The sequence below is a fragment of the Staphylococcus massiliensis genome, from assembly GCF_043186315.1.
Classification (GTDB): Bacteria; Bacillota; Bacilli; order Staphylococcales; family Staphylococcaceae; genus Staphylococcus; species Staphylococcus massiliensis.
The window spans coordinates 351,606-372,366 of record NZ_CP171119.1; the positions used below are offsets into that span (position 1 = coordinate 351,606).

At 38.3% G+C, this 20,761-nt stretch carries 20 protein-coding genes; 13 read left to right on the top strand and 7 right to left on the bottom strand.

Features of this window, described 5'->3' with window-relative positions:
* The first annotated feature begins 11 nt into the window (after window positions 1-11).
* The 8 genes from ACF3N8_RS01660 to ACF3N8_RS01695 all read left to right on the top strand — a co-directional run bounded on the left by ACF3N8_RS01660 (window position 12) and on the right by ACF3N8_RS01695 (window position 8,525).
* Complete coding sequence (locus tag ACF3N8_RS01660; RefSeq protein ID WP_238102022.1) at window positions 12-293, top strand: biotin transporter BioY; 282 nt, start codon at window positions 12-14, stop codon at window positions 291-293.
* Window positions 290-961: a dethiobiotin synthase gene (gene bioD, locus ACF3N8_RS01665; protein WP_009383367.1), complete on the top strand. Its 672-nt coding sequence runs from the start codon at window positions 290-292 to the stop codon at window positions 959-961. Before ACF3N8_RS01660 ends, bioD begins: the two co-directional genes overlap by 4 nt.
* Window positions 954-2,309, top strand: a complete 1,356-nt coding sequence (gene bioA, locus ACF3N8_RS01670; protein WP_009383366.1) for an adenosylmethionine--8-amino-7-oxononanoate transaminase — start codon at window positions 954-956, stop codon at window positions 2,307-2,309. Before bioD ends, bioA begins: the two co-directional genes overlap by 8 nt.
* Window positions 2,310-3,431: a pyridoxal phosphate-dependent aminotransferase family protein gene (locus tag ACF3N8_RS01675; RefSeq protein ID WP_009383365.1), complete on the top strand. Its 1,122-nt coding sequence runs from the start codon at window positions 2,310-2,312 to the stop codon at window positions 3,429-3,431. It abuts the gene before it with no gap.
* Window positions 3,432-3,440: 9 nt separating this feature from the next.
* Window positions 3,441-4,145 (top strand): 6-carboxyhexanoate--CoA ligase, encoded by a 705-nt coding sequence (locus tag ACF3N8_RS01680; RefSeq protein ID WP_009383364.1) that lies wholly within the window; start codon window positions 3,441-3,443, stop codon window positions 4,143-4,145.
* Window positions 4,146-4,498: 353 nt separating this feature from the next.
* Window positions 4,499-5,254, top strand: a complete 756-nt coding sequence (locus tag ACF3N8_RS01685; RefSeq protein ID WP_392450127.1) for a threonine/serine exporter family protein — start codon at window positions 4,499-4,501, stop codon at window positions 5,252-5,254.
* A 12-nt stretch (window positions 5,255-5,266) separates the two neighbouring features.
* Window positions 5,267-5,749, top strand: coding sequence for a threonine/serine exporter family protein (locus ACF3N8_RS01690; protein ID WP_009383361.1), 483 nt, complete (start codon window positions 5,267-5,269; stop codon window positions 5,747-5,749).
* Between the two features lie 517 nt (window positions 5,750-6,266).
* A complete protein-coding gene (locus tag ACF3N8_RS01695; RefSeq protein ID WP_238102018.1) occupies window positions 6,267-8,525 on the top strand; it encodes an excinuclease ABC subunit UvrA in 2,259 nt (752 codons plus the stop codon).
* A gap of 104 nt (window positions 8,526-8,629) precedes the next feature.
* On the opposite strand, the gene ACF3N8_RS01700 is transcribed toward ACF3N8_RS01695, so the two are convergent.
* On the bottom strand, window positions 8,630-9,010 hold the full coding sequence (locus ACF3N8_RS01700) for an NUDIX domain-containing protein (RefSeq protein WP_009383359.1): 381 nt from the start codon (window positions 9,008-9,010) through the stop codon (window positions 8,630-8,632).
* Between the two features lie 111 nt (window positions 9,011-9,121).
* Between ACF3N8_RS01700 and ACF3N8_RS01705 the strand changes: the two genes are divergently transcribed.
* Window positions 9,122-9,397 carry a hypothetical protein gene (locus ACF3N8_RS01705; protein ID WP_009383358.1) on the top strand — a complete coding sequence of 92 codons (276 nt, stop codon included), beginning with the start codon at window positions 9,122-9,124 and terminating at the stop codon, window positions 9,395-9,397.
* Window positions 9,398-9,744: 347 nt separating this feature from the next.
* On the opposite strand, the gene ACF3N8_RS01710 is transcribed toward ACF3N8_RS01705, so the two are convergent.
* The 3 genes from ACF3N8_RS01710 to ACF3N8_RS01720 form a co-directional block, all read right to left on the bottom strand.
* The gene (locus tag ACF3N8_RS01710; RefSeq protein ID WP_009383356.1) at window positions 9,745-10,746 is read right to left on the bottom strand and encodes a LysM peptidoglycan-binding domain-containing protein; all 1,002 of its coding nucleotides are present in this window, start codon (window positions 10,744-10,746) and stop codon (window positions 9,745-9,747) included.
* Window positions 10,747-11,190: 444 nt separating this feature from the next.
* The gene (locus ACF3N8_RS01715; protein WP_238102017.1) at window positions 11,191-12,519 is read right to left on the bottom strand and encodes a sodium-dependent transporter; all 1,329 of its coding nucleotides are present in this window, start codon (window positions 12,517-12,519) and stop codon (window positions 11,191-11,193) included.
* A gap of 329 nt (window positions 12,520-12,848) precedes the next feature.
* Complete coding sequence (locus ACF3N8_RS01720; RefSeq protein WP_009383352.1) at window positions 12,849-14,183, bottom strand: PepSY domain-containing protein; 1,335 nt, start codon at window positions 14,181-14,183, stop codon at window positions 12,849-12,851.
* Between the two features lie 171 nt (window positions 14,184-14,354).
* Here ACF3N8_RS01720 and ACF3N8_RS01725 point away from each other — a divergent pair, with 171 nt between their 5' ends.
* The 3 genes from ACF3N8_RS01725 to ACF3N8_RS01735 all read left to right on the top strand — a co-directional run bounded on the left by ACF3N8_RS01725 (window position 14,355) and on the right by ACF3N8_RS01735 (window position 15,538).
* Complete coding sequence (locus ACF3N8_RS01725) at window positions 14,355-14,579, top strand: hypothetical protein (RefSeq protein WP_009383350.1); 225 nt, start codon at window positions 14,355-14,357, stop codon at window positions 14,577-14,579.
* 91 nt (window positions 14,580-14,670) lie between these two features.
* Window positions 14,671-14,868, top strand: coding sequence for a helix-turn-helix transcriptional regulator (locus tag ACF3N8_RS01730; protein WP_238102016.1), 198 nt, complete (start codon window positions 14,671-14,673; stop codon window positions 14,866-14,868).
* A 1-nt stretch (window position 14,869) separates the two neighbouring features.
* Window positions 14,870-15,538 carry a DUF3169 family protein gene (locus ACF3N8_RS01735; protein ID WP_009383346.1) on the top strand — a complete coding sequence of 223 codons (669 nt, stop codon included), beginning with the start codon at window positions 14,870-14,872 and terminating at the stop codon, window positions 15,536-15,538.
* A gap of 82 nt (window positions 15,539-15,620) precedes the next feature.
* On the opposite strand, the gene ACF3N8_RS01740 is transcribed toward ACF3N8_RS01735, so the two are convergent.
* Both ACF3N8_RS01740 and ACF3N8_RS01745 read right to left on the bottom strand, forming a co-directional pair.
* Window positions 15,621-16,301: an Ltp family lipoprotein gene (locus tag ACF3N8_RS01740; protein WP_009383344.1), complete on the bottom strand. Its 681-nt coding sequence runs from the start codon at window positions 16,299-16,301 to the stop codon at window positions 15,621-15,623.
* Between the two features lie 254 nt (window positions 16,302-16,555).
* Window positions 16,556-18,016, bottom strand: a complete 1,461-nt coding sequence (locus tag ACF3N8_RS01745) for a potassium/proton antiporter (protein WP_238093962.1) — start codon at window positions 18,014-18,016, stop codon at window positions 16,556-16,558.
* Window positions 18,017-18,615: 599 nt separating this feature from the next.
* Between ACF3N8_RS01745 and ACF3N8_RS01750 the strand changes: the two genes are divergently transcribed.
* Complete coding sequence (locus tag ACF3N8_RS01750) at window positions 18,616-18,885, top strand: hypothetical protein (RefSeq protein WP_235044501.1); 270 nt, start codon at window positions 18,616-18,618, stop codon at window positions 18,883-18,885.
* A gap of 333 nt (window positions 18,886-19,218) precedes the next feature.
* Here the strand turns inward: ACF3N8_RS01750 and guaA are convergent, their stop codons facing one another.
* Complete coding sequence (gene guaA, locus ACF3N8_RS01755; RefSeq protein WP_017176743.1) at window positions 19,219-20,760, bottom strand: glutamine-hydrolyzing GMP synthase; 1,542 nt, start codon at window positions 20,758-20,760, stop codon at window positions 19,219-19,221.
* Between the last annotated feature and the right edge of the window lies 1 nt (window position 20,761).

Sequence of the window (20,761 nt, forward strand, 5' to 3'; positions counted from 1 at the left end):
TAGGGTTTTTAATCGCAAGTATCGTTATGAATCTATGTATTCAAAAATTGAGACGTACGACATTCTTAAATCTTTTAGGCGTTCATATTCTAGGAACGATCGTGATTTACATATTTGGGTGTGTGCACTTCTACGTCATCATGAACGTCGTCGTTCAACAGGCCGTATCATTACAAGATGTAATTACAGGCATCGTGCTATTGAGTATGCCTGGCGATATCATTTTATGTATTTTAACAACCTTCATTATTCAGAAACTTAAAAATACACACAGAAGAGGTCAATTTGCATGAAAATATTTATAACAAGTACAAATACCGATGTAGGCAAAACCTATTTTACGGTTAAACTATTTAAACGCTTAGTTAAAGAAGGCTATCACACCGTGATTTATAAGCCTTTTCAAACGGAAATGTTAGAAGATGGCACGTTTCCAGATCTTGAAGCGTATCGACAAGAATGTCAGTTGGATTATGACACGACATCGTTATACACCTTTAAGAATCCAGTGTCACCGCATTTGGCTTTTAAACAAGAGCAAGACCAACATTTCAATATTTCAAAAGTCCTTGAGAAATTAAGACAGCTTGAGAATGCGTACGACATCGTATTGATAGAAGGCGCTGGTGGCATAGGGGTGCCGATATATGAAGGGGATCAAGACTTTTACATGACGGCAGACTTAATCGACGAAACGTCCGATAAATTTATTAGCGTCCTACCTTCAAAGTTAGGTGCGATTAACGATATTTACATGCATCAATCATTTATAAATATGCATCATTTACCACAAAACATACTTGTGATGAATCGATACGATGGTTCAGAAGTTGAACAGGATAATTTATCGACAAGTCAAAAATTAGTGAATCAAGATATATTCACTTTCAAAACTAATGGTACAGATTCAGATATTTCAAAACCTTTATTACAGGAAATTTTAGGAGGCAATTATGAATAAAAAAGAAACATTACATAAAGACGATATGAATTACGTATGGCACCCTTTCACTCAAATGGGCACATATGACGCGGACACATCTATCATTATTGAAAAGGGCGACGGCAGTTATTTATACGACATTGACGGCAACCGATATTTAGACGGTTATGCATCGCTTTGGGTCAATGTTCACGGGCACAACCACCCTCGCCTTAAACAGGCAATTACCGATCAACTCGATTTAATCGCACATTCAACATTACTGGGCGCATCTAATATTCCATCAATCGAGCTAGCGAAGAAGCTTGTTGAAATTACACCTTCTAACCTTCAGAAGGTCTTCTATTCAGATACTGGGAGTGCCTCAGTTGAAATCGCGATTAAAATGGCGTACCAATACTGGAAGAACTTAGATAAAGAGAAGTATGCGAACAAGCGTAAATTCTTAACGCTCAAAAATGGCTATCACGGTGACACGTTAGGTTCGGTGAGTGTTGGCGGCATTGATGTCTTCCATTCAATCTTTAAGGACCTCATCTTCGAGAACATCAAGGTCGAGACACCATGCTTCTACAAATCAAATTATGATTCTGAACAAGAGATGATGGATCACATTTTAGATCAGATTGAGACCATTTTAAAAGCCCATCACGATGAAATTGTAGGTTTCGTAATTGAACCACTTATTCAAGGGGCAACTGGGTTATTTGTGCACCCGAAAGGTTTCTTAAAAGGCGTAGAAACACTTTGTCGTAAATATGACGTGTTATTAATTACAGACGAAGTTGCGGTAGGCTTTGGTCGTACAGGTGAAATGTTTGCGGCTTACCATGAAGACGTAAACCCTGACATTATGTGCTTAGGCAAAGCGATTACAGGCGGTTATGTGCCTCTCGCAGCAACGTTAACGTCTGATAAAATCTATGACGCATTTCTAAGTGATGAACATGCGAAGAAAACTTTCTTCCACGGTCATACGTATACAGGCAATCAAGTTGTATGTAGCGTCGCGCTTGAAAACCTTAAATTATATGAAGAAACAAAGCTCATCGAACACATACAACAGACATCTCAAATTTTAGCTGATGATTTAAACGCCCTTTCAATGCATCCGAACGTAGGCAATGTTCGCGGACGCGGTTTAATGTATGGTGTTGAGCTTGTAGCTGATAAAGACAGCCAAACTACCCTTGAAATACCTAAAGTTGAGGCGATCATCAAAGCATGTAAAGCACGTGGTTTAATGATTCGTAACATTGAAAATGTGGTAACGTTCGTGCCAATTTTAAACATGTCTGAAGATGAAATTAAAACGATGACGCGTACGTTTAAAGAGGCACTTTTCGATGTACTAGGTGAAGCGTAAATGGATTTCGAGGCCTCACTTCAACGTATCAAAGACCAAGGCCTATACCGAGAACTTACATCCTTTAACAAAGTAGATCAGGCCACAATTCGTACGGAGACCGATACGTATATTAATTTTACGTCAAACGATTACTTAGGGCTCGGCCAGTGTTCACGCGCGACAGATATGGATGCGACACTTAAAGATGTCGGTATGCATTATGCCAGTTCCCGCTTAGTGAGTGGGAACACCTATTTATATGAAGCAATTGAACATGATATGAGCGCGATATTTCAGTTTAAACATAGTCTGATTACGACATCTGGGTACGCCGCGAATCTTGCTGCATTTAGTATCTTTCGTAACGAACCGCACGTTATGGTCTTTTCAGATGAGAAGAATCACGCGAGTATTATTGATGGCATCAAGTTAAACCGTTTAGAAACCGTCGTGTACCCGCACCTTGATTACAACACCCTTGAAGATGAACTGGCTAAATACCCTCATACGACTAAAATAATCGTAAGTGATTCTATTTTCTCAACCAATGGCGATATGGTAGATATTGATCAATTGAAACATTTAAAGGATAACTATCAAGATACCTACATTATCTTAGATGATGCGCATGGCCTAGGTCTTAACATGTTTCAATCTTATGACGCAGTCGACATACTTACGTCCAGTTTATCGAAGGCGCTCGGTGCCTTTGGTGGCTTAATCATGACAAGAGATACCATGATGCATGACTTGATTATCAACAAAGGGCGTTCGTTCATTTACTCAGGTTGCCTGCCGAATTATAATCTCATTCAACTACGCCACTTATTGGATATATATCAATCTGAAACCTACCGGCAGTCTGACCTCAAAGCGCTAAGTTCCTATTTTAATCGTCAGTATGCAGCGCTTTTCAAAGCGGAACCCTTTACACTTGCGCCAATCAAGGCCATTCCTGTTAACGATATCGAGAACGGCTTTAAAGTGCATGCGTACTTGAAAGCGCATGGCTTTCTCACAAGTTTCTTTCGTTATCCAACGGTCGAAACGCCGATGATACGTTTAAGTTTAACTTCGATGCATACGAAGTCTGATATCGATAACTTCCTAACGACACTTTCAAATTTTGAAGAAAGGTAGGTGTTTAACATGTACAGCATCAAGATGCGGGCGAATAAAGACGCTACGCACATTAGTGGCGGTGAAACGCTTTGTTCAAAGGAGCAAGTTGACCAAGAGCTCACGGCCCTTTTCAAGAAGGGGTTCCAGCATTCAAATGGTGATGCGGACTTCCTTAATATAAAGGTCGAAAGAGTTGCTACGACGCCCGTCGACATTCCGTGTCTACATATCGTCGATCATCAAGTGGCTTTGGAAACACTCGCTTCAGATCATGCCATCTCAGCAAAAGCCCTTGAGACTGGATTAGCCTACTTGCATAACAATACGATTTATCGAGGCGCAATCATATTAGATAAGGAAACCGGCGAACGCCTTGATAACTCGGGTTCTAAAGGCATTCGAGTAACGACATTTGGCGTAAGCGATGATTTAAAATTAGAGTTATCGATGCGATACGCATCGTTTATGTCAAAACGCATTAAAGAAGCGTTGTCCTTAACAAGTTGTATTAATTTCAGTGATCAGGTAGCTGGCGAATTATGTATTTCGGACGACTTGAACTATACGACCGGCTACTTTGCTTCAAAGACCCATCATTACAATCGCTTGCATCAAGTTAAGCCAGAGAATACACGTGTTGGCGGTCGTATTATCTTCGTAGACCACGATATTGATATTGAGCGGTATATAGAATTTCTCTCCAATACGCCAAAGATGGTCGTTTCAAGCTAAGAATGAACTCTATGTTTCACCTAGATAAATGCGATTTGAACCTTTTCGTCCCTGTCCTTAACGCTTGTTGAATTATATAACTCAAAGAAATCATGAATCCACCAACATCTACCTGACGTGTTCGTACTTTTACGGACACGTCTTTTTAAAGATGCGGCACTTATGAACATAGGACTCAACCTAAAGTATGAGTACGCGATAAACACCGCCATCACAGTATTCAAGTTCCTTCGTATTCCAAGAAAAGCGAATCACAACATTTATTTTTGAAATAAATATAAATTGTAGGTTAGAATGATTAAAATTTCGGTTATGAATAAACTGTTAAAAATTGGAATGAAGGAGGTGCTAACTTGTCAGAAATTCAATTCTCGAAAAAGGATGTCGCGAATACGATATTGTTAGTGGGTCGTATCCTTCTACAATCTGGCGCTGAAACGTCTCGTGTTGAGGATACGATGTTTCGCATGGCGCGAAGCTTAGGCTATAAAGAATGCCAGGGTTACGTCATTAATTTCTTGATTCACTTTACTTTAGATGAAGATACGAAGCATAAGATTGTACGAATTGATCAAAATAGCACGAATCTATTCAAGATTTACCAAGTTAACGAAATCTCACGTAAACTCGTGGCCGGCCATATTTCTATTCAAGAAGCTGATCGCATGCTTCGGGCAATGAACACGACGCTTTTCGACTATCCGCTATGGTGTAAATCGCTTTCGGCAGGTATCATTTCATTCTGCTTCCTATATTTACAGGGTGGCGATTTCATCAACGTCTTCACTGCAGTAATCGCAGGAATTATCGGATTTATCATTGTCGAAATGATGAAGATGAAACATACATCGCTATTTATACCCGAGCTCATTGGGTCGATGATTGTCGGTAGCTTAAGCGTCCTAGGCCACAAGTTAGCACCCGAAACACAGATTGGCGCCATTGTCATCGCAGGCGTTATGCCCATCGTCCCCGGTGTCTTGATTACCACTGCCATACAAGATTTATTCGGGCGTCACATGTTACTTTTCACCGCGAAATTCCTTGAAGCACTTGTAACGTCGTTCGCAATCGGCACTGGAATCGCTATATCTCTACTAATTAATTAAGAGGAGGAACGTATGTCAGTTGTCTTACACATTCTATTAAGTTTCATCGCATCCATTGAATTCTCGCACATCTACAACGCACCGCGTAAATTGTTCCTCCAGGCAGGTATTACAGGTGCTTGTGGCTACACAACATTTTATCTATTATCAACTTTTCTAAATATAGATACAATATATGCAAGTCTGTGCGGTAGCTTAGTGCTCGGTTTAGTGAGTCATTTCATGGCCAAACTTAAGAAAGCGCCCGTCGTGTTATTCATGATTCCAGGCATCATTCCGCTTGTACCAGGCGGTCTCGCATTCGAAGCAACACGTGAGCTTGTGACACTCGATTTCCATGTGTCACTGAACAACTTTATCCGCGCGGTACTCATAGCGGGCGCAATCGCACTCGGTCTCCTCATATCAGACCAACTCGCGAAATCGATTAAATCAAACGCTTTCTTCAAATCACTCTACCGACGCATGGTCTACAATTCCAACCATCGCACCTAGTCCTAGAAGCAAGTTCATCCGTATACTTGCTTCTTTTTTATGCTTCTTGAAAGGCCCTTTAAATTCGTTACTTTTATGCCTATCTTTTAAAGTGTTTCCCCATCTTGAAAAGCCCTTCAAAGCCATCGGTCGTCCTCATAATTGTTACAAGTTGGTGCTGAGACTTGATTACAGATTACTCATCAAGTTTCAACCGCCTTGAGACTTGATCACGGATTCACCATCAAGTTTCAACCGCCCTGAGACTTGATCACGGATTACTCATCAAGTTTCAACCGCCCTGAGACTTGATCACGGATTCACCATCAAGTCTCACCACTATTATCAACCATACTCACATTACATCAACCGACCTACTCACCTATTTCCAAACCATATCCCAGCTCAACACCTATCAAAACCGATCCAAACCGCCAATCCTTCCCCCAACTTTTCCTAGGAAATAGAACCATCTATTTGAAACCGAATCCGCATTGCGATATACATAGAATATAATGATAAAATTGGGGGAACTAAGATGTCTAACATACGTGTTATAGGCGCGAAACAAAATAACCTTAAAAATATAGATGTTGAAATTCCTAAACATCAATTAACTGTGTTTACAGGGCGCTCAGGATCTGGTAAGTCATCGCTTGTTTTCAATACACTTGCGGCTGAATCTGAACGTCTTTTAAATGAGACGTACTCAAGTTACGTGCAACACCAGCTCACACAGTATGAAAAACCTGAAGTAAATTCAATCGAACAATTACCAGTCGCAATGGTCATCAATCAGAAGCGTTTAGGCGGTAATTCTCGTTCAACAGTCGGTACAATTTCTGACATTTATGCGTCCGTTCGCCTACTTTGGTCACGACTAGGTGAACCGTTTGTCGGTTATTCAGATGTCTTCTCATTTAATAATCCAAATGGCATGTGTGAAACGTGTCAGGGGCTCGGTTATGTTGAAGATATTGATTTAAATGAATTACTAGATTTCGACCGTTCGCTTAATGAAGATGCGATTAAATTCCCATCATTTAGACCTGATAGCTGGCGAGGTAAGCGTTACTTATATACAGGGCTTTTCGATAATGATAAGAAACTGAAAGATTATACGAAGGAAGAACTTGATACGTTTCTTTACACGAAGCCGACGAAACTTAAGAATCCGCCTGAAAATTGGCCACGTACCGCGAAATTCGAAGGTCTCGTACATCGTTTCAGACGTTCGTTCCTACTCAGTGATAACTTTGAGAAGAAGCGTTTCAAGAAGGACGTGGACCGCGTCGTGACGAAGAAAGACTGCCCGACGTGTCACGGTAAACGCCTTAATCAGAAAGTCTTGAGTTGTAAAATTAATGGCATGGACATCGCTGAGTTCACGAATTTAACGATTGATGAAACGATTCCATTCCTAAAGGACATTGACGATAAGACGGCGAAATTTATCATCGATCCGCTTCTCAAGCAGCTCGAATCACTGAGCTATGTTGGGCTCAATTACCTAACGCTTGGTCGCGAAACAACAACCTTATCAGGCGGTGAATCTCAACGTATTAAGCTCATTCGACACCTTAATAGCCCGCTCGCAGATTTAGTCTACATCATCGACGAACCAAGTGTTGGCCTGCATCCAGAGGACATTGAGAAGATTAACAAGATCATGGCGTCAATTCGCGATAAAGGGAACACGGTGATGATTGTCGAGCACGATCCCGACGTCATTAAAGAAGCCGACCACGTTATCGACATCGGTCCGGGCGCAGGTAAGAACGGCGGTGAAATCACCTTTACCGGTAGTTATGATGCTTTATTAGCGTCGGATACCGCCACTGGAAAAGCCCTACACCATAAACATGCGCTAAAGACAAACCCAATTGAAGCAGACTCATATATTTCACTTAAGAACATCAGCGCGAACAACTTACAAGATGTATCTGTAGACATTCCTAAGCACGCGTTATCCGTGCTCACAGGTGTAGCCGGTTCAGGTAAGAGTTCATTACTTAAAGCAGGTCTTAAAGACGAAGCAGATACAATTTTCATCGATCAAAAACCTGTTCATGCATCGAACCGTTCTAATTTATTAACGTATTTAGATGTGTTTGATGAGGTAAGAAATTTCTTCAGTAAAAAGACAGGTCTCAAGAAAAGTTTATTTAGCTATAACTCTGCAGGCGCGTGTCCAAATTGTAATGGTAAAGGCATCCTAAAAACAGAGTTAGCGTTCATGCCAGACTTTTCACAGGTGTGCGAAGTATGTAACGGTACACGCTATGACCAAGAAGTACTGAAAGCTAAAGTGGATGGTTACTCAATTGCGGATATCTTGGCACTTACCGTTGAAGAGGCACTCGACTTCTTTGAAAATGAAACGAAAGTATTGAAGCGTTTGAATGCGGTAAAAGAGACAGGGCTATATTACATGACGTTAGGTCAATCACTAGACACGTTATCTGGCGGTGAGATCCAACGTGTGAAATTAAGTCGCTATATTATGGAAGAAACGAAGAACCATACATTTGTGTTTGATGAACCGACTACAGGGCTTCATGAGATGGACATCCCTGTACTACTGGATTGTTTCTTACGCTTAATTGAAGAAGGCAACACGGTCATTCTCATCGAACATAACCTGACGATGATGACGCATGCAGATTGGCTGATTGATATTGGCCCAGGTGCAGGTATGAATGGCGGTAAATGTCTGTATAGCGGTAAACCTGAGGGCTTACTCGACGTTGAAAACTCTTATACTGCGAAACACTTAAAACGTTATATCGAATCATAAGCAATTGCCCGACTTACAAATAATTCAGGCTCGCTCACTCAATGTTTAACCTAAAAAGAGGTCGCTACGTGCGGAACTATTCCGCGACGTTCGACCTCTTATTTTTATGAAAAGGTTTCTATCCAAGTTTGTACTGCAGGCGCTATGATAGTATCATCCGCTTTCGAAACCCATTTGATATCCGTGATTTCATTATCTATCTCGACTTGAGACCAATCGATTGGTGTAACACATTTAAATCCATTAAGCTCTGTTTCTGTATCAGGCTGAGGGTACGCATCCCCTACAACCTTACCGATATATGTAAGATCTTCAACTTTGACATCAAGTTGTAATTCTTCTTTGAGTTCGCGTTGTAACGCAACTTCTAATGATTCACCAGCGTCAATTTTACCACCCGGGAAATAATATTTCGCTTGATGACGAACCTGTACTAACAGAATCTTGTCATCTGTCTCTTCGACTAGACATACACAACGTATCACAATACCCCTCCTAAATGATGATTGTATCTAGTATACCATGGACATTAATACGAATTTCAAAGAACGGGTATATGACATTTACATTGATTATTCTCATAAAGGAGTGATTCTGTGCTTAAGAGACTTGCTGGCTTAGTTCCATGGAACATACTTAACGGAGGCGTTTCCGTCTTTGAAACCATTACAGACTTCTACAATCGTTACGTTTACCGCTCGAAAAGCAAAAAGCTAACATATATCAGTATTGCGCTAAGTGCAATTAATGCACTTACGACATTCTTCTTCGCATTTAATGTAAAGCGCAACTATAAACGCTTCTTTAGATTACTTAGAGTCGGTGGCAGTGCGTATTCAATTTATAAACGTATTAAAAAACATAAATCGTGATTGCCAAACGTCGTGCTTTTTAGAGAAGGAAAATGACTGCATAACGTTTAATGTTAAGCTTGCGATATCACTAAAACGAGCGATAGCAAGTTCACATGCCTTTTCAAAAAGAAGCTTCCGCACTAAACCGCACTCAAAACAATAATTTCCCACACAAAAAACCTTCAAAGCATCGAATACTTTGAAGGTTTCATTTCATTTATAAATAAGTTTTAGAGCAAATTAAGTTAGTTTCAATAATGTTGATTTCCAAACAGCTGACTCCTAGGGGAGTAGCGTGAGTCCAAAGACTACAGGCTTTGGCCACGCCCCAGGAAAGCATGCTGTTTTAGAAATTAATTTGTATATTAATGAATATATTGGAAGTTTCCAACTTGATATGACGGAATTGTGCGGTATGTCGCAATTCCTGGTGCAGCACTATAGTTCATTTCAGAAACTAATAAGCTACCATCACTATTCACACGCTCAACAAACGCAACGTGACCATAGTAACCAAGATCTGATTGAAGGATTGAACCTACAGTTGGCGTACCATCCACGCGGTAACCATCGCTTATAGCGCCTGAATCCCACGCGTTCGCATTCCACCAGTACGTACTAATACCTTTACCTACTTGAGCACGACGGTTGAACACATGCCATGTACATTGACCCCAAGTATATAAGTTACTGTGGTTGAAAATTGGTGTATTGTAACCGCTTGTCGGCGCTTGCGTCGTTGTAGTCGTTGATGGTGTAGGTGTTGAACTATTGCCAGATACCTTTAGAACTTGACCTGGGTAGATGAAATAGCTATTTAAGTTATTAATGCGCATTAATTCTTGGTAAGACATACCGTGTTTATAAGCGATTAATGACACAGAATCACCATATTGAACTGTGTAAGTTCCATTAGCTGAAGTTGTAGTTTCAGTTTGGTTCGACGTTGTCGTAGTCGCCGCTGAACCAGATACTTTTAACGTTTGGCCAGGGTAAATAATTGTGCTTGATAAACCATTTAGAGACATTAACTTTTGATAAGAAGTGCCGTGCTTATACGCAATCGCACCTAAAGTATCTCCTGATTTAACCGTATATGTAGATGATGAACTTGAAGTCGTTTGGCTATTAGCAGTCGTTTCGTTAGAGCTTGAACTTGAAACTTGAATCACTTGATTCGGGAAAATCATATTAGACGTAAGGTTATTCAGTGACTTGAGTTCTGAGATAGACGTATTAAATTTATTGGCGATAGACCATAGCGAATCACCACTTTGTACACGATAACTTTCAGCATCTGCTTGTTGCGCAACAATTCCTGATAGTGCTGAAGTCCCAATAATGGCAGTTACTAGTTTCTTAGGCATGGTGTTACCTCCCTATTTTTTCTTTACGTAATTGAACACCATTTATTATACACGTATGGGCTACAAAATTATATAGAATTTATATAACGTTTATGTTACAACAATGATGCAAAATGTAAATTTATCTTTAACATTATCTGACCCTACATCTTATATTTTTATTCTAATTCAACACATCTTTATTTAAATATTTTCTATTAACTTAATTATCTAAATTTTTCATTTATGAAAAGCCCTCTAAGATCTAGGGCTTTTCAAAGAGAAAAAACGAATCTGGGACATAATACTACAATTCTCATAAACAGCATGCTTTCCTGGGGCATGGCCGGAGCCTGTAGTCTCCGGGCTCATGCTATTCCCCTAGGAGTCAGCTGTTATGAGAATTGTATGAAATAAAGCTTAAATGCTCTATTTCACGAATTATATCCCAGACCCGTCTGTCTTCTATATTAATTGCATGATAAATATAATTAAAATGACTACTGGCAATATGAACTTAATCAAGATGTACCATGGTTTGAATAGCTTAAACTTATCGTTGCCGAAGTATGTTTGGAGTGCTTCTTTATTAAGTAAGTGACCTACGATTAATGTAGAACCTAAAGCACCAAGTGGCATTAAAATGTTTGAAACGAGAAAGTCCATGTTATCGAAAATCGTACCTGCCCCGAAGTGAACGTCCTTAAGCGTGCTAAATGATAACGTCGCTGGAATACCGATGATAAACACGAGCGCACTAATGAGAAGTGCCGCAACGGAACGTTTATTGTTGTTATTCTTAGTTACATTAGAAACATTTAACTCAAGTAATGAAATCGAGGACGTCAATGCCGCGAATAAGAAGAGCACTAAGAATATGACATAGAATATATCGCCGAACTGCATATGCATAAATACGCGCGGCAATACTTTAAATAAGAGACCAGGCCCTTCTTCAGGCTCATAACCGAAGCTCTTAAGTGCCGGGAAGATCGCAAGCCCAGCTAAAATTGAGATTAGAACGTTCATTAATACGATTGAAGTTGCCGACGATTTCACCGTCATTTCTTTAGACGCGTAACTTGCGTACGTAATCATCCCTGTCGTACCAAGCGATAACGCGAAGAAAGCTTGCCCTAAAGCAAAGAGCATAGAATTTAGGTTTATTTGATCGAGTTTAGGTTGTAGAAAGAAGCGTACCCCTTCCATCGAACCCTCTAAAGATAATGATTTAACGACGATCAAGATTAAACATATGAACAATAGCGGCATCATAATCTTAGAGGCCTTTTCAAGACCATCCGCCACGCCAAACATAACAATCGCCATCGTCAATGCGATAAAGACGCCTTGAGCAATCATCGTAATCACCGGGTTCCCTATAATGCTTTCAAAGTGAATATCACCAAGCTGCTCAGGGTCAACACCAATAATTTGCATCAACACCTTGATGATGTAGATGAGAATCCAACCACCGATCACACTGTAAAAGCCAAATAAGAGGAACACGGCGATATTACCGTTCCAACCAATGATATTTAGCCATTTGCGCCCTACTAGACGTTCATAGATATAGGTGGTATACGTTTTGCCCATTTTACCAACGATAAATTCCATGATTAATAATGGTAAACCAACACATAATGTGAAGATTAAGAACATGAGTAAGAACGCGCCACCTCCATACATACCAGCCATATATGGGAACTTCCATAAGGCGCCGAGTCCAATCGCTGACCCTGCGCTAGCTAGAATGAAACCGGTGGACGTCTTCCACTCTGATTTTTGTTTCATTTTATCATCCTTTTTCGCTTTTAAGCAGTAAAGTGTATTTCAGTTAATTAGTACAAACTATAACAAAAGTTAACTTAATTCACAAGATTAAATTTAAGTTTATTCATATTTATTTGATTACAAATACTTTAACTTATAAGGCTTGTTTATATATAAAAAAGAGATTGAAACTAAAGCGCAATTCCAAAAACAGCTGACTCCTAGGGGAGTAGCGTAAGTCCGGAGACTACAGGCTCCGGCCACGCCCCAGGAAAGCATGCTGTTTGAAGGAATTGATTGAAATAAAGCTTTAAAGCAGTATTTCCTGATTTTAGTTCCAACCTCAATCTTTATTCAACTGAATGTTTTCGATTTTTTAATTTAAGTAAACCTTCAATCATTAAAATGATGATCAACGATGCACCGAACAGTGGCATGAGTAGACCTAAGACAACCATAAGCACAATCACTGCTTTAGACATTGGTTTCTTAGTACGTTTAGGCATCTGTTGATTACCTTTCACAACACGTTTTATCCAAGAATAGAATCCGAAGAAGATACCACCAAGGAACATGAGCGCAACGATTGTATTGATAATTTTATTCGCAATACCGAATAAGTGACCTTCGTGGAGCGGAATACCCCATGAGAACCATTTACCGATAATACCGTACTCATTGTAGTTCACTTGCGCGAGCTTCTTACCGCTATATTGGTCGATGTATAGCGTCGTTTCTTCATATGGTGACACATCAAGACCTGTTATACCGGTGTTACTACTCTTCGCAACGGTATACGCTTCATCAGAGCTTGTCGGATAAACGATTGAATAAGGCTTTGTGACGTTGTTCTTATTCGCCTTTTCAATGATAGTATCAATCGGCAATTGATGGTCGCCATCAGTGATAGGGTGACCCTTCGCATGGTGCCCAGCATGTTCATCTGATTTAGGCTCATTACTACTACGCGTCGCCCACGGAATTTCATTCACATCTGATTTAGGCGGGTTAACCGTCGTCTCAGTCGTACCTAAGCTTGGACTCGACATCGATAGTTTATGAATCTTGTCTCCTGAGAAGGCGGACCAAGGTAAGCCTGTTAACACCAGTAGAAATACCGGTATCGCTACGATCATACCAATAAGCGCATGAATTTTTTGGAATTTAAGTGCTTTGGCATTCTGTTTATGAATCCGCTTCTTGAAAAGCATATAAAGACCTGAAACGATCATAAAGATGGTCCAACAAGCCGTTAATTCTACAAGGTAATTCAGAACCGTATTACGCGTTAGTAACGAACTATGGAAGTCTCGCATAATGTTCGCGTATGTCCATCTTGCGTTTTGATCGGTTACAATTTGGTGGTCTTTATCTAAAAAGACATACTTCGTGTCGCCATCTTGATTACTGATCTCAACACGATCGTTATATCGATTATCTAAAATCATGACCTTATCGATTTGATAGCCTTGATACTTATGTTCGATTTCCTTTACCGCGTCTTTCATCGATTGTTCGGAAGATTGGTGACTATCTTCGAATAAAGCTTCATGATAGATTTGTTTTTCAACATCCTGAAAATACAGATACCCTATTCCAGATATCGTGAGGGTAATTAACAGTGGTGCAATAAAGAAAGCTGCATAAATGTGCAACCTCTGAAATAAATTCAATGTATTTCGCATATAATTTTTCTATCTTCTTTTGGTGTTATATCATAATATATAAGATATTTGATTATAATAAAATATATTTTCAGTATTTTAATTGTCAATTTGATGACAAAAACATACTCTAACAAAACATTTAATATTTTATATTGAGAAATTAATTTATACATTTATAGGAGGCTAATTATGACGTTTAAAGGTTGGGAAGTAGAAATTCAGTGCGTCGTGGAAGATTACGACATCGTGACGAATGAAAATACGTTCGCGGTCATTCGTGAGGAAGATACATTAGGTGTCATTCTTAAAGAAGTAGACGGCTACTTAAAGATCTCAAACATTTCATATAACGGCGAGGTCTTCGTCAATCATGAGGAAAAGCGCGTATTAATTAAAATCGATGATGGATACTAAAGTATTAGTATCCTTTTTAAATACGTAAATTTGACTAATATATTTGTCATTTTGACTAATATGATGTATATTGACCGTGGAGGATGACATTATGAAAAATCGTTTAAAAGAGCTCCGTGCTCGAGATGGCTACAATCAAACGCAACTTGCTAAAAAAGCTGGCGTATCGCGTCAAACAATTTCGCTAATAGAACGTAATGATTTTATGCCGTCAATCATGACCGCTGTAAAGATATCTCGAATATTCGGTGAAGCAGTAGAAGATGTATTTATCATAGAGGAGGAATAACTTGAATACTTACAAAGGGAATATCATTTTATTAACTATTGTGAGCATACTAAGCGTTGTTTCCTTGTATGTGCTTGCAGAAATGCATTTAATTTCAGTTAATTTAATTTATGTTTCTACAATACTTACGTTACTTATTGAAAGCATTTTAGCCCTGACTTTAATGAAGCAGCGTAAACACATGAACTTGTTAAAACATTCGGATGATGACGATGAACATAAACAATACCTTAAACTAAGATGCCATACTGGAATGATAATGAAATGGATCTTTGTAGTGTCTCTACTAAACGTGGCACTCATCACATTCATGAATCAAATGTCGATTATAGCGATCGTAGGCATGATCTTACCTTTCGTCTTACATCAATTCATTTCAATTTGGAATGCTAAAACAATTTATAAGGACAATAGTACGCCACATGCACCAAACCAAGGTTCTCCGTTATTAGCTATAGACGAAGGCGAACGTTACATGAGTCTCAAATCACTTCTGACAACGTACGTGATCTCAATTATCGCTTTAGTGATGGGCATTGCTGTATTAACAATCTATTCTATTACAACGCACAATAATCAAAGTTTTAGCATCTTAATCATGATTATTGTTTACGCCCTTATAACATTAAGCTACAGTAGTAATATTTCCAAATCCTATCGTGAAATGTAAGTTTCCTTTTTAAAAGCACTTTGGATAAGATGAAAGATTTACAACAAACATAAAAAAACCCGTGGCCTAAGCCACGGTTTTTTTAATCATCTAAATGATCTATAGCATATTGTGCTTCTTCAGGGGTAAACCCTTCTCCATACTCTGAAACGAGTTGATCATATATACCATTTGTAGACATATGCATATTTTTAGCATATGATTTCGCACTTTTTAAAGCATTTTCCTTATAATCCACTTCTAGATTATCAATTGCGTACTGAGCTTCTTCAGCTGTGAATTTTTCTCCATATTCCGATGTTAATTGTTTGTACAATCCTACTTTTGACATATGCATATTTTTAGCATATGACTTAGCATTCTCTACTGCGTTCTCCTTATAGTCAACTTTAAGATGATCTATAGCATATTGGGCATCTTGTTCAGAGAATTTCTCTCCATACTCTGAAGTTAATTGAGCGAATATACCTGCTTTAGACATGTGCATTAAGGTAGAGTAACTTTTAGCTGAATTTAATGCGGCTAATTGCTCTCTAGTAGCATTTTCATCTTCTATTTCTTCATCATCTGTGCTATCAGAATCTTCGGACTTAGAATTCGAAGACTCATTAGAGACGTTCTCAGTATTGGTCTTATTAGCGTTTTCATTATTATCCTTAGAATTTGAAATGATACTTATTAGTATAACTATTAATAATATTGTACCTACTATTAACAAAATCTTTTTAGAATCATTAGATTTTTTATTACTCTCATCGTTCATATGCATTCTCCTCATGTAATGGTGTCTGATTTGATAAAAAAAGCTAAAGTCTCATAAGGATTTATCTATATATGAGTAATTTCTTATAATATTAGGCGGTTAAAAACGCCACTACTATAATTGAAAATAATTATATAATAAAACGTAAATTTCTACAACTCTAATTAAGAATTATTTTTTAAAATTACATTAAGGTTTTATACCTTTGATAATTAATTAAAAAAGAGCACATTATAATGTGCCCTTTATACATATTATGCTTTCTGAGTTTCTGCTTTTTGTTGAAGTTTGTGTAATTTTTGATGGATGTCTTTTTCTGCAAGTATATAGATAATATCATTGGCTTTTAAAGAAAAGTTACCGTCAGGAATATGCAGCTCATCATCACGCACGACTGCGTTTATATTAACGCGACGAGGTAAATCGAGATCGGCTAAAGTTTTACCGTTCCATTTAGAGTGAGAACGAATAATATACTCCCTGATATCCACTTTAGATACTTCGCTAGCGAGCATATCAAATTGATATGGCGACGTCACCGCTTCACCTTTACTCAATCCTAACTTATTCGCTAATGGTTCTAACGTCATACCTTGCAGTAACGCACTTAATAAAACTACGAAGAATACGACATTAAAGATCAAGTTCGCTTCTTTAACGCCATCAAGCAAGGCGTACGTTGCTAAAATGATAGGTACCGCACCTCGTAAACCTGCCCATGAAATAAACCAAAGTTCCTTAGGCTTAAGATCTGTGAAACTAAGCGTTAACCATACACTTAGAGGTCTTGCGATAATCATGAGAACTAATGCGATAAGTAGACCTTCCCACATGACAGAAACGAGATTGGTTGGGAAAACAAGTAACCCAAGTAGTATGAACATGGCCATCTGACCAATCCATGCGAAACTTTCGCCAAAACGAATGATGCTTGTGCGATAACTTAAAGGATGATTACCCAAGAATAAAGCAAATACATAAACTGAAAGAAGTCCACTAACATGGATGTATGAAGCTATACCGAATGTGATAAATGAGAGTGTAATCGCTAAAATTGGATATAAACCGGTCGCTTCTAAAGTGATAAAATTGATAAGTTTTAATGTTAAGTATCCGACTAAAAGGCCTAATAAAGCGCCACCTAACATTTGCCAGATAAACATGAGCATGTAGTTGAAGATTGAAGCATCTGGCATCGTAATAATACTAATCATTGTGATAGTAAGGAATAACGCCATCGGGTCATTCGTCCCCGACTCAACTTCGAGAATACTTTTAATCTTTGGAGATATACGTTTGTTACCTAAAATACTGAAAACTGCAGCTGCGTCTGTAGAACCAACGATTGCACCAACAAGTAAGCTATGCTGCCATGACATATTTAAGATGAACATCGTACCTAAAGCCACGATTAAACTCGTAATTAATACACCAATAGTCGCTAAAATTGAAGCATACGATATTGCACGTTTAACCGTTTGTTTCGTCGTTTGAATACCACCATCAAACAAAATAATGACTAGTGCGATATTACCGATTAATTGCGCAAGGTATGCATTATCAAATTTATAAAAGATGTTCATAAACATGCCGACCGCCAGAAACACGATAAGAGAAGGCAGTCCTAATTTATTAGAAAGCGTCGTTGTCACAACCGCTGTAAATAGTAAGATTCCTAATATTAAAATAATTAACTCCGTACCGATATGTGCCACCTCTGTAAATTATTGTTAATTCTATTATATCACAGTACTAAGATATGAATTAGAAATAAACATAGTTTATTTAATATTATTTTGAAATATTAATATATTTGTGGCGATATTATTATAATAATTTGAGGGTTTGCGTAACTATTGCAATGGTTATTTAACTAAATATAGTATTATCTAGGATATCAAAATAAATCAAATTTAAGACAAATACTCATTCTAAAGTTATAAGTAGATACTTCATGTGTAAAACTCTTACCTATGAAACTAAAAGCAAGGTTTTTCATATGAATAAACTTCTATAACACCCATTCGGAAAGGTAGGTTATTGCATGGTTTGGATAAATATATTAACCATATTGATTCTTTTTTTGCTTACTGGATTTTTATCGGGGAAACATAAAGACAAACTTCTATTTCTTAAAGCTTTTATCTCAGCTATTTTTATGGTTATGAGCGCGTTTATTTCTATAACTATCTCATCTCTAATAACTTATTACATATTTGCCGTTATACTCAATGATGTAAGTAGTATTTTCGTCCTCGGTTTAATAATCATATTACTCTCAGGTCTTATTAATTTCTATCTCGTGAGACTAATAATGAATATGAATCATTATAATGAATTATTAATCATGGTGTTAGAGTATTACATTCAATGGACAACTATATTTTTTACACTTTATCAATTCTTCACTTCTTCAAAAGACACGCTTAAGGAACTAAAGCATCTAAGTATTTCAACAAATTTGTTAGATGTAAGTTTGATGAATATCATAATACTACCTATATTATTAGTGAGCTGGATTTCCATCGCAATGGTTAAAGTTTATATTAAGGACCATAAGTCTAAGTCAATAAGTGATGATTGAATATGAATGACTTGAGTCATTTAAGACTCATTAGGGGGTTATACCCCCCTGAGACTTGATCACGGTTCGCTCATCAAGTTTCAAACGCCCTGAGACTTGATCACGAATCACTCATCAAGTTTCAAACACTCTGAGACTTGATCACGACCTGCTCATCAAGTTTCAAACGCCCTGAGACTTGATCACGACCTACTCATCAAGTTTCAAACGCTCTGAGACTTGATCACGACCTACTCATCAAGTTTCAAACCCAACTAAACCTTATACCAACCTTAATCCTCCAACTCAAAAAGCCCCTCAGGCAATCGCCTAAGGGGCACTTCATAGTCTATATTATTCCCACTCAATTGTACTTGGTGGTTTAGATGTCACGTCATACACTACACGGTTTACGTGATCCACTTCGTTTACAATACGACTTGAAATCTTTTGTAAGACTTCCCAATCGATTCTCGCAAAGTCACTTGTCATACCGTCAATAGACGTAACGGCACGGATACCAACCGTATAGTCATACGTACGGTAGTCACCCATAACACCTACTGAGCGGATGTCAGGTAATACTGTGAAGTATTGCCAAATCTCACGTTCAAGACCTTCCTCACGAATAACTTCACGTAAAATCGCGTCTGATTCGCGTACGATTTCAAGTTTGTCTTCCGTAATTTCACCTAGTACGCGGATACCAAGACCTGGACCAGGGAATGGTTGACGCCATACTAAATGTTCAGGAATACCTAGTTCGATACCTAATGCACGAACTTCATCTTTGAATAACGTATTAATAGGTTCGATTAACTCGAATTCCATGTCTTCAGGTAAACCGCCTACGTTATGGTGTGATTTAATTGTTTGTGCTGTTTTTGTACCAGACTCAATTACGTCTGTATATAAAGTACCTTGAGCTAAGAAATCTACACCTTCAAGTTTTGATGCTTCATCATCAAAGACGTAAACGAATTCATTACCGATAATCTTACGTTTCTTTTCAGGATCAGACACACCTTGTAACTTACTCATGAAGCGTTCTTCGGCGTTAACACGAATAATATTCATGTTAAATCCTTCACCGAATTGTTCCATAACCATGTCGCCTTCACCTTTACGAAGTAGACCATGGTCAACGAAGATACAAGTTAATTGATCGCCAATTGCCTTATGAAGTAGCACTGCAACTACAGATGAATCAACGCCACCACTCATTGCACATAAGACTTTACGGTCGCCAACTTGTGCTCTAATCTTCTCAATTTCAAGCTCAATGAAGTTTTCCATAGTCCATTCACCTGTACATTCACATACACGGCGGACGAAGTTCTCAAGTAACGCATTACCATATTCAGAGTGACGCACTTCTGGATGGAATTGAACACCGTAAATACGGCGTGATTTATCTTCAATCGCAGCAAAGTTCGTACTTGGACTATCTGCAATCACTTCGAAACCTTCAGGAATTTCGATGACTTTATCAGAATGACTCATCCAAACATTTTGCGTATCTGGTAACCCGTGGAAAATAGTGTCAGATTTGGCATTAATAATTGCTTTACCATACTCACGCTCTTTCGCACGTTCAACTTTTCCGCCTAATAATTTAGTCGTAAGTTGCATACCGTAACAGATACCTAAAATTGGAATACCTAAGTTATAAATTTCAGGATCAATCGTAAATGAGCCTTCTTCATATACTGAATTTGGACCACCTGAAAGAATGATACCTTTAGGATTTAATTTCTTAATTTCATCAATAGAAATTTCATGATCGTGCAATTCACTGTAGACGCCCATTTCACGGATACGTCTTGTAATTAATTGGTTATATTGGCTACCAAAATCGAGGACAAGAATTAACTCTTGTTCTTTTGCCATTTCCATA

Excerpts from the sequence above, each read along its gene's own strand:
- ACF3N8_RS01730 (WP_238102016.1), top strand. The coding sequence starts at position 14,671 with ATGAAAAATCGTTTAAAAGAGCTCCGTGCTCGAGATGGCTACAATCAA.
- ACF3N8_RS01750 (WP_235044501.1), top strand. The coding sequence starts at position 18,616 with ATGAATATGAATCATTATAATGAATTATTAATCATGGTGTTAGAGTAT.
- ACF3N8_RS01690 (WP_009383361.1), top strand. The coding sequence starts at position 5,267 with ATGTCAGTTGTCTTACACATTCTATTAAGTTTCATCGCATCCATTGAA.
- ACF3N8_RS01710 (WP_009383356.1), bottom strand. The coding sequence starts at position 10,746 with ATGCCTAAGAAACTAGTAACTGCCATTATTGGGACTTCAGCACTATCA.
- ACF3N8_RS01720 (WP_009383352.1), bottom strand. The coding sequence starts at position 14,183 with ATGCGAAATACATTGAATTTATTTCAGAGGTTGCACATTTATGCAGCT.
- guaA (WP_017176743.1), bottom strand. The coding sequence starts at position 20,760 with ATGGAAATGGCAAAAGAACAAGAGTTAATTCTTGTCCTCGATTTTGGT.
- ACF3N8_RS01725 (WP_009383350.1), top strand. The coding sequence starts at position 14,355 with ATGACGTTTAAAGGTTGGGAAGTAGAAATTCAGTGCGTCGTGGAAGAT.
- bioD (WP_009383367.1), top strand. The coding sequence starts at position 290 with ATGAAAATATTTATAACAAGTACAAATACCGATGTAGGCAAAACCTAT.
- ACF3N8_RS01715 (WP_238102017.1), bottom strand. The coding sequence starts at position 12,519 with ATGAAACAAAAATCAGAGTGGAAGACGTCCACCGGTTTCATTCTAGCT.
- ACF3N8_RS01675 (WP_009383365.1), top strand. The coding sequence starts at position 2,310 with ATGGATTTCGAGGCCTCACTTCAACGTATCAAAGACCAAGGCCTATAC.
- bioA (WP_009383366.1), top strand. The coding sequence starts at position 954 with ATGAATAAAAAAGAAACATTACATAAAGACGATATGAATTACGTATGG.
- ACF3N8_RS01695 (WP_238102018.1), top strand. The coding sequence starts at position 6,267 with ATGTCTAACATACGTGTTATAGGCGCGAAACAAAATAACCTTAAAAAT.
- ACF3N8_RS01740 (WP_009383344.1), bottom strand. The coding sequence starts at position 16,301 with ATGAACGATGAGAGTAATAAAAAATCTAATGATTCTAAAAAGATTTTG.
- ACF3N8_RS01680 (WP_009383364.1), top strand. The coding sequence starts at position 3,441 with ATGTACAGCATCAAGATGCGGGCGAATAAAGACGCTACGCACATTAGT.